An 8,094-nucleotide genomic window follows, 5' to 3' on the forward strand; every position below is an offset into this window, starting at 1 on the left:
ACTTTAACTACAAAAAAGGAACGGTTTAACGCACAAAAATCAAACGTTACACATATTGAAAGTTGTAAAGCTAATAGAAGGATTTCAATATTGAATTTGTGAAGGTTTTTTTGACACTCAAAAACTATAAGCTGCGTTCTAAACTGATAGACGAAATAAAGTCTCATTAATGGCTTCGGCTCAATCAAAATTAAACCAGGCTTTCTTTAGTTAATTATTTTCATGATGCTTAAACAGAGTCTTTGTCTAAGTTCACTTTATATTACTTATTTGCTCACTATCCAAACTCAAGATTTTGGCGACTACCCATATAATCCAGTTTGAAGCTGAGTTTTGTAAATATTAATACTTCTAAAACTTGCAAGTTAATCTAGGAAGGTAATAAAAATATTAGAACTTTATAGGAGGCACAAAATTAATAATACATAGAATTCTGTTTAGCATATTTAATTGGAATTAGGTTTCTAGAAAAATTAAACCATATTATGGTCTTTTGGAGTTTAGATATAATAAATGAGCGCTATTAATGATTGGAGCTATTATGGTTTATAGGTATATGAGGAACTTTCTGAGTATGTGAGAAGTTTTAAGGAATAATGGTGAAACAGAGACCTGCTTCACCAAGATGAACATGAGTTCACATAATTAAAATTATGCTGCTTCAACGTTCTCAGCTTCAGGGCCTTTTTGACCTTGTTTGATGCTGAATGTCACTGCTTGACCTTCGCTAAGAGTGCGAAAACCAGAACCAGAGATTGCGCTGAAGTGTACAAACACGTCAGGACCGTTTTCTTGTTCAATGAAACCAAAGCCTTTAGCTTCGTTGAAAAACTTTACTTTACCAGAAACCGACATACTAAATTTTCCTGTAAGTCAATAATTAAAAATTCTGCCACGTTATTGTGGCAATAGCCTCCTTGAGTCAATGCTCATAAAATAGAGGTATAGTACAGGAACAAGTAATAACCTAACTGGTAACCTTAAACGCAGCACAATATCCGTAAATTCAATTCATAAAAACTCAAAGCAAAGTAAGATTAACACATTCTATTTTTTTTCGCTCTATTAATTGAAAATAATTTCTAAAAAAACTTACTCTGTGATTAAAAACAGATAAGACATTGATTAAAATAAATAAAAATAAAATATTATTGTAATATTTATTATGAAATCCTAATAAAAATACAACGATTGTTAACCCTTCACAGGCTAATCTCTGTTCATACTAAAACAAACAAGAAATAATGATTAAGTAACAAGCCAATTTATTCCTTTTCATACAAGCCTTGAGCCTAAATATTTACATACAAAAAAACCGCTTAAGTAAGCGGCTTTGATTTCAAATACTTAATTTTACTTTAAAACAGCCCAATCAATTACAGATTCAGCTTTTATCGGTACGACTTCAGAATCGCCAAGCGTATAACTTGCAGGCACAGTCCAAGGAGTCTTTTGCAGTGTAATTGTATCGCTATTACGCGCTAAACCATAAAAGTCTGGCCCAAAGTGGCTTGCAAAGCCCTCTAGCTTATCTAATGCACCAGCTTCTTCAAATGCTTCTGCGTAAAGCTCAATAGCAGCATGAGCCGTGTAAGCCCCTGCACAACCGCACGCAGCTTCCTTTTTATCTTTATAATGAGGCGCTGAGTCAGTACCTAAAAAGAACTTTTTACTGCCACTCGTAGCTGCAGCCATTAGTGCTTGCTGGTGAATATTACGTTTAAGTATAGGCAGACAGTAATAATGGGGGCGAATCCCGCCTGCTAACATGTGGTTTCGATTATACAGTAAATGGTGGGCAGTAATCGTTGCCGCAACATTACTTGGCGCATTATTGACAAAATCAACCGCATCTTTTGTCGTTATATGCTCAAGTACTATTTTAAGCTCTGGAAAGTCGTTAACTACATCACCTAGAATCGTATCTAAAAATACTTTTTCTCTGTCAAAAATATCAATTGAAGAATCAGTCACTTCACCATGTACAAGCAAAAGCATACCAACATCTTGCATAGCGCTAAGCACTGAATATATATTTTTGACGGACGTTACACCAGAATCAGAGTTGGTTGTCGCGCCGGCAGGATATAGTTTAGCAGCAAATACTTTGCCTGATGCCTTAGCCTTAATTATTTCTTCAGGTGTTGTCTTATCAGTAAGGTATAGCACCATCAAGGGCTCAAAGTTACCTTGTGGCTTAGCAGCCATTATACGCTCTCTGTAAGCTAAAGCGGTATCAGTGCAGGTCGCTGGAGGAACCAAATTTGGCATTATAATAGCACGCCCCATATAGCGGCTAATATCGCGCACAGTGTCTTTAAGCTGATCACCATCGCGTAAATGCACATGCCAATCGTCAGGTCGGGTAATTGTTAACGTTTTTACAGAGTTTGTATTATTACTGGTCATCACTTCATTCCACAGCTGAATTTATGTGATCATAGGCATATGATGTTTTTCGAGTAAAGATTTTATTAAAATAATCGGTTACTAATTTGCCCTATTTTATTTACAGCTTTGTTAAAACGTTTATCGTTTTATTTTGTAGAACAGTTGATATTAGGTTAACTTAATGTGGTGTTTATAAAAAAAGAATAATAAATTTTGCCTATGTCGAACAGTATCGATACCTCTAAAGCGCTTGAAGTAAAAACAGATCAGCTAAGTATCATAAATCAGTTTTCATCAAGCCTATTACAACTAGACACCTTAGATGAGCTATTTGAATATGTAACAACTCAAGTTGTAAATCGTCTTGGATTTGTTGACTGTGTTATTTATCTTGCTGATGAATCAGCCTCTAAACTCAATCTTGTTGCTTCTATGGGAATCGATCGCCAAAGATATGAATATAAAGCCCAACGAAAAGTAATTGATTTTAATGAAGGTATATCAGGTTTTGTTGCAACAACAAAAAAGGCAATAATTTTAGGCGATGTCACAAAAGATAGCCGCTATATTGCAGACGAACGCCCTGCTCAATCAGAGCTTTGCGTGCCTCTTGTATACAAAGACCGTATTCTAGGTGTTATTGATTGTGAACACCCCGCCATGAATTACTTTACTAATGCACACCTTGAAATATTAACAACAGTGGCACACCTTTTAAGCGCTAAAATAAACCAAGTTAACATGGTAAATAGCCTGCAATCGACTGTTGAGCAGTTAAATGACGCGCAAAAGCTTGAAAATAGTCTTCTTCAAATAGCCAACTTAACCTATAAAGCCAGTGACTTAGATACATTTTTCGAATCTTTACACACTATTATTAATAGCTTATTAAGGGCTGATAACTTCTTTATTGGCCTTTACGATAAACAAATCGACATTCTAGATATCGTTTACATTGTTGAAGCTGGAATTCAAACAAACACACATCAAAAAATCTCTAAAGAACAACTTAAAGACACCGCGTCTTACTTTTTATTGCAAACTGACCAAGCGATGTTATTAACAAAACAAGACTACATTGATCATATAGAGCAAGGTCATTTTAAATTAATTGGTCGTCAAGCCGAATCTTGGCTAGGTGTACCATTTAAAGCCAATGAACGTATGAGTGGTGTCATTGTTGTGCAAAGTTATCATGAGGCACATCATTATAATGAGCACGATAGTGCTTTGCTTACCTATGTAAGCAGGCAAATAAGTATGGCAATAGATAGGCAGTTAGCTAGGCAGGAGCTTGAACACAAAGCTTTACATGATGGATTAACTGGGCTTGCTAATCGTTCATTACTTATTGAACGAATAAAGCATGCAATTTTACGCTTAACGCGTGTAAAAAAAGGCACTGTTCATGCCCTACTTTATTTAGATTTTGACCGCTTTAAAAGTATCAATGATGCGCTCGGCCACGAAGTTGGCGATCACTTTTTAATTAAGATTTGTGAGTTGATCAAAGGTACAGTTCGTAACACTGACACTTTTTCACGCTTGGGTGGCGACGAGTTTGCTATTTTAATGGAAAACATTACTCATCGTAATCAAGTTAAAGAGGCACTAGGGCGTATAAAAGAAGCACTTTCTAAACCAATAAATGTTGATGGCCATTTATTGCAAGCCTCTACCAGCATAGGTATTGCTTATACTGATAATGTTGACGATAAAGCATACCTGTTACTGCAACAAGCAGACGCCGCTATGTACGAGGCTAAATCAACAGGCCGCGGACAAGTTAAGTTTTTTAACAACACAATGAGAAAAAAGCTTAAAACACACGCCGACATAGAAAACGACCTACAGCACGGTATTGAACACAACGAATTTGAACTCTACTTTCAGCCAATTTTTACTATTTTAGATAACCACGTTATTGGCTTTGAAGCACTTGTGCGTTGGCACCACCCTAAAAAAGGGTTTGTTTCACCTAATGACTTTATTCCTATTGCTGAAAAAACAGGCCAAATAATCAACCTGGATTTACATCTACTCGACTTAGCTGCACAGCATATTTCAAAGTGGCACCAACAAGGTCATCGTTTCTTAAAAGTGACAGTAAATGTATCATCGCGCCATTTTGCAAGCCTAGATTTTGTAGCTCAGGTCCACGCTATCTATAACAAATACCAATTGCCTTTAGGTTCTTTGTGCTTAGAAATAACCGAATCTGGATTAATAGAAAACTTAGAGCTCGCCACACAAATTATCGAAGGGCTCTCACCTCTAAAAGTAAAACTATGTCTTGATGATTTTGGAACAGGTTACTCTGCACTAGGCTACTTACACCAGCTGCCCATTCATATTCTGAAGATCGATAAAAGCTTCATCGATCATGTACAAGATTCAACAAATCCCTTGGTTGAGGCTATTTTGTCACTTGCTAAGTCGTTAAAACTTGAAGTTGTTGCTGAAGGAATTGAAACCACCGGACAGCTAGAGACTTTGCAAACTACGCATTGTGAATACGGACAAGGTTATTTAATGTCAAAACCAGTTCCAGCAAAAGAAGCTATATTACTAATTAATCAACCACTTTAGCCCCACATCTGTAAAGTTAAGGCTTGGGGCACTTAGAGCGCGGCGCGAGGTATATAACCCAGTGGGATAAATAAATACCCAGCAACAAAGAGCAAATAGCCCCATAAATAACCCAAAGGGCAGCATACGTTTGGGTTTGTTCTTCGTTATTGGTTATTTATTAGGAATGACCACAATACATAAATTATGTTTGCCTGAATAAAAAACTGACAGCTGTAAAGTCAATCACCAAAGATCAACCTTCATATACTCCAAAGTATTTTTATTTTCTACAAAGGTCACTACTTTTCTATCTATTAGCGTTAGTTAACTAAGCAAGGTAAAAATTTTTTATACCAGCCCCTTTACCTTTAAACATGAAGTAAATTAATACAAGTAGTAAAAAATCGGCTTTAATCTAGTTACTTACGCTAAACTATAAAAACATTAATCAGTAAAACTATATTTATTAGCTTAATTTAGACGTCTAGACGTTGAAACGTTTTTTATATAAGCGTAGTATTGAAAAATAATGAGCACTACTCAAATTTTCCATGAGAATTATTAAAGATGATTGGTATAAAACACTTAAAAACTATTGCAACCCTTAAAGAAACCGGTTCATTAGTGAATACTGCCCGCGAATTATTCTTAACTCAGTCGGCTTTATCACATCAAATTAAAGACTTGGAAAACAAGTTAGACTGCCAGCTGTTTGAACGCAAAACGCAGCCTGTGCGTTTTACCCCGCAAGGCATGTTATTGCTTGAGTTAGCCCACGAAATACTGCCGAAAATTGAAGCAACTAAATGTCGTTTAAAAGAGAGCCTTAATCAGCCAATTTCAAAATTACGCTTAAGTGTTGAATGCCATGCTTGTTTTCACTGGCTACTTCCAACAATTAAAGATTTTAATAACTTTTGGCCAGATATAAAAATTGATTATGAACGTGGTTTTAGTTATGACGCAATTCCAGACTTACTTAACGATGAATTAGACCTAGTACTCACATCAGACATTCGTGAACCCGATAAGCTAGAGTATGCCCATTTATTCGACTTTAAGTTAAAATTAATTGTTGCACCTGATCACGATCTTGCTAAAAAAGCATACGTTACAGCGTTGGACTTAAAGAATGAAACCATTATTTCTTATCCTATTCCGCGCGAACGCCAAGATATATTTAAACATTTCATTCAAAATGCACGTTTTGACGGAACGTTAAAAAACGTAGATCAAGGACTACTAATTTTTCAGCTAGTCAGTGCTGGAATGGGTGTAGCTGCATTACCTGATTGGTTGGTTACACCATACGAAAGCCAAGGACTCATCAAATCGATTCCACTGGGTGCGCTAGGTTTAACTCGACCAATGTACTTAGCGATGAAAAAAGATATGAAAGATAATCCTGTATATCGCCACTTTTTAAATACGTGTAAGTTAAATAACGGTCGATAAACTACTCATTAATGAGTAACATAACTTAAATTATAGCTTTTATGTTGCTCATTATGTTCGCTTTGAAAAAGTTACTTGGCGGCTTGCTTATGCCGCTCCCTTTAATTGGTCTTTTTACACTTATAGCTTTGTTTTTGGCATTCAAGGGTCGCAAATTTTCTTTAGTAATTGCATTTTTTGGACTTTCAACATTGTTGGCAATCAGTACACCATTTGTTGCTAACCAAATTTTAAAAAACAACGAGCCAACAAGCCTTTCTTTTCACCCTTCAAAACACCCAGAATTAGACAAAATAGTTGTGCTTGGGTGCGATATAAATCCTAACTCTGTCTTAAGTGCTAATAACCAATTAGGTAATTGCGCGCTAACCCGACTAGTTGAAGGAGTCAAACTCGCTAAGTACTACCCAAAATCACAGCTTATTGTTTCTGGCGGCGGTTATGAGAATATTACTAACAGCAGCTTGATGTATCAAACTGCCATTGAGTTAGGCATTAATAAAAATAGGCTTTTGCAAAACCCAAAGGCAATGGATACAGCGCAAGAAGCTGCGCTACTAGCGCCTAAGCTAGTTGATTTTAAGGTAGCGTTAGTAACTTCGGTATTGCATATGCCAAGAGCCCAGGACTTGTTTTCGGCCCAAGGTGTAACAAGCATTCCTGCAGCAACTGACTTTCACAATTTTGCAGCGCTTCCTTTTCATAAACAGCTCGTTCCAAATGCGCAAGCACTACTAGCCGTAACGCAATACAGCCATGAAGTTATAGGAACAACGTGGATAAAAGTCCGTCGATGGCTAGACCCTGAGGCACTTTAAACAACTTGCAAAAAGCCACCTGCTAACTCGTAAATTTGATTTGTTTACAATGAATGTTTGTCGAGCAAGAAAATAAAGTATCAATACTTTAAGATATGTGGGTAAAGCTCTTCACTAGATTTTTTGTTAAACAATAACGTCACTTTACTGTCGTTGTTTTGTAGGTGGGTGTTTTGTCCAAAGCCGATAGAGTATAACTAAAAATATCCCTAACAATAATATACTCAGTGCGGTTAAGCTCTCTACACCTATAGACTCAAATGTAGCTCCAAAAGTATAGCCTCCGCCAACTAAAATAATGACCCATAAAGCAGCTGAACAGGCATTTAATGTGCTAAATAGGGGCCAAGATATATCGGTTAGCCCTACAGGGAGCGCTCCAATTGTGCGCATACCTTTGGGGTATCGATATAAAAAAATGTAAGCCATGCCGTAACGGTTAGCAAGCGCACTCGCTGTTTGAAATAGTTGACCAATTTTATTAGGTTTTTCAAGCCATGAAGTGCCATAAGCTCTTGCAAGAGCAAACCGTATCTCATCGCCAATATACCCTCCCATAAAAGTAGCTAAAATAACTAATTTAATATCAAGCGCGCCGATTTGAGCAGCATAACCTGCAAATAAAGGTAACAAGCCGCTTTTCAATGCACAATAGCCAAATAGCAATAGGTAAACAAATAAGCCGTACTGCTCAAGTAGAGCTAAAACACCTTCCATTGCGGTCCTTATAAGGTCATTTTTAATAAAACTAGAAATACATAACGAATTAAGTAAATTAAAAGATCTTTATGAGAGACCAAACCACTTAGCTTACTTTTACAACCGGTTTATTTTATTCGCTTTCATTTAAGCAGTGTAT

Annotated in this window: 6 protein-coding genes; 3 read left to right on the forward strand and 3 right to left on the reverse strand. The window is 36.5% G+C overall.

Annotated elements, in window-relative coordinates:
* Positions 1-651: 651 nt before the first annotated feature.
* Both P20480_RS13230 and pyrC read right to left on the reverse strand, forming a co-directional pair.
* The gene (locus P20480_RS13230; protein WP_006792379.1) at positions 652-855 is read right to left on the reverse strand and encodes a cold-shock protein; all 204 of its coding nucleotides are present in this window, start codon (positions 853-855) and stop codon (positions 652-654) included.
* 498 nt (positions 856-1,353) lie between these two features.
* Positions 1,354-2,409: a dihydroorotase gene (pyrC, locus tag P20480_RS13225; RefSeq protein WP_008127987.1), complete on the reverse strand. Its 1,056-nt coding sequence runs from the start codon at positions 2,407-2,409 to the stop codon at positions 1,354-1,356.
* Between the two features lie 201 nt (positions 2,410-2,610).
* Between pyrC and P20480_RS13220 the strand changes: the two genes are divergently transcribed.
* The 3 genes from P20480_RS13220 (at position 2,611) to P20480_RS13210 (ending at position 7,235) form a co-directional block, all read left to right on the forward strand.
* On the forward strand, positions 2,611-4,980 hold the full coding sequence (locus tag P20480_RS13220) for a bifunctional diguanylate cyclase/phosphodiesterase (protein WP_033025172.1): 2,370 nt from the start codon (positions 2,611-2,613) through the stop codon (positions 4,978-4,980).
* Between the two features lie 549 nt (positions 4,981-5,529).
* On the forward strand, positions 5,530-6,417 hold the full coding sequence (locus tag P20480_RS13215; RefSeq protein WP_008127992.1) for a LysR substrate-binding domain-containing protein: 888 nt from the start codon (positions 5,530-5,532) through the stop codon (positions 6,415-6,417).
* A 41-nt stretch (positions 6,418-6,458) separates the two neighbouring features.
* On the forward strand, positions 6,459-7,235 hold the full coding sequence (locus P20480_RS13210; RefSeq protein ID WP_008127994.1) for a YdcF family protein: 777 nt from the start codon (positions 6,459-6,461) through the stop codon (positions 7,233-7,235).
* 144 nt (positions 7,236-7,379) lie between these two features.
* On the opposite strand, the gene P20480_RS13205 is transcribed toward P20480_RS13210, so the two are convergent.
* Positions 7,380-7,952 (reverse strand): DedA family protein, encoded by a 573-nt coding sequence (locus tag P20480_RS13205; RefSeq protein ID WP_008127995.1) that lies wholly within the window; start codon positions 7,950-7,952, stop codon positions 7,380-7,382.
* Between the last annotated feature and the right edge of the window lie 142 nt (positions 7,953-8,094).

Origin of the sequence: Pseudoalteromonas sp. BSi20480 (assembly GCF_000241365.1) — a bacterium.
Taxonomy (GTDB): Bacteria; Pseudomonadota; Gammaproteobacteria; order Enterobacterales; family Alteromonadaceae; genus Pseudoalteromonas; species Pseudoalteromonas marina.

Bases quoted from the DNA above. Each gene is read 5' to 3' on its own strand.
- P20480_RS13230 (WP_006792379.1), bottom strand. From the start codon at position 855: ATGTCGGTTTCTGGTAAAGTAAAGTTTTTCAACGAAGCTAAAGGCTTT.
- pyrC (WP_008127987.1), bottom strand. From the start codon at position 2,409: ATGACCAGTAATAATACAAACTCTGTAAAAACGTTAACAATTACCCGA.
- P20480_RS13220 (WP_033025172.1), top strand. From the start codon at position 2,611: ATGTCGAACAGTATCGATACCTCTAAAGCGCTTGAAGTAAAAACAGAT.
- P20480_RS13215 (WP_008127992.1), top strand. From the start codon at position 5,530: ATGATTGGTATAAAACACTTAAAAACTATTGCAACCCTTAAAGAAACC.
- P20480_RS13210 (WP_008127994.1), top strand. From the start codon at position 6,459: ATGTTGCTCATTATGTTCGCTTTGAAAAAGTTACTTGGCGGCTTGCTT.
- P20480_RS13205 (WP_008127995.1), bottom strand. From the start codon at position 7,952: ATGGAAGGTGTTTTAGCTCTACTTGAGCAGTACGGCTTATTTGTTTAC.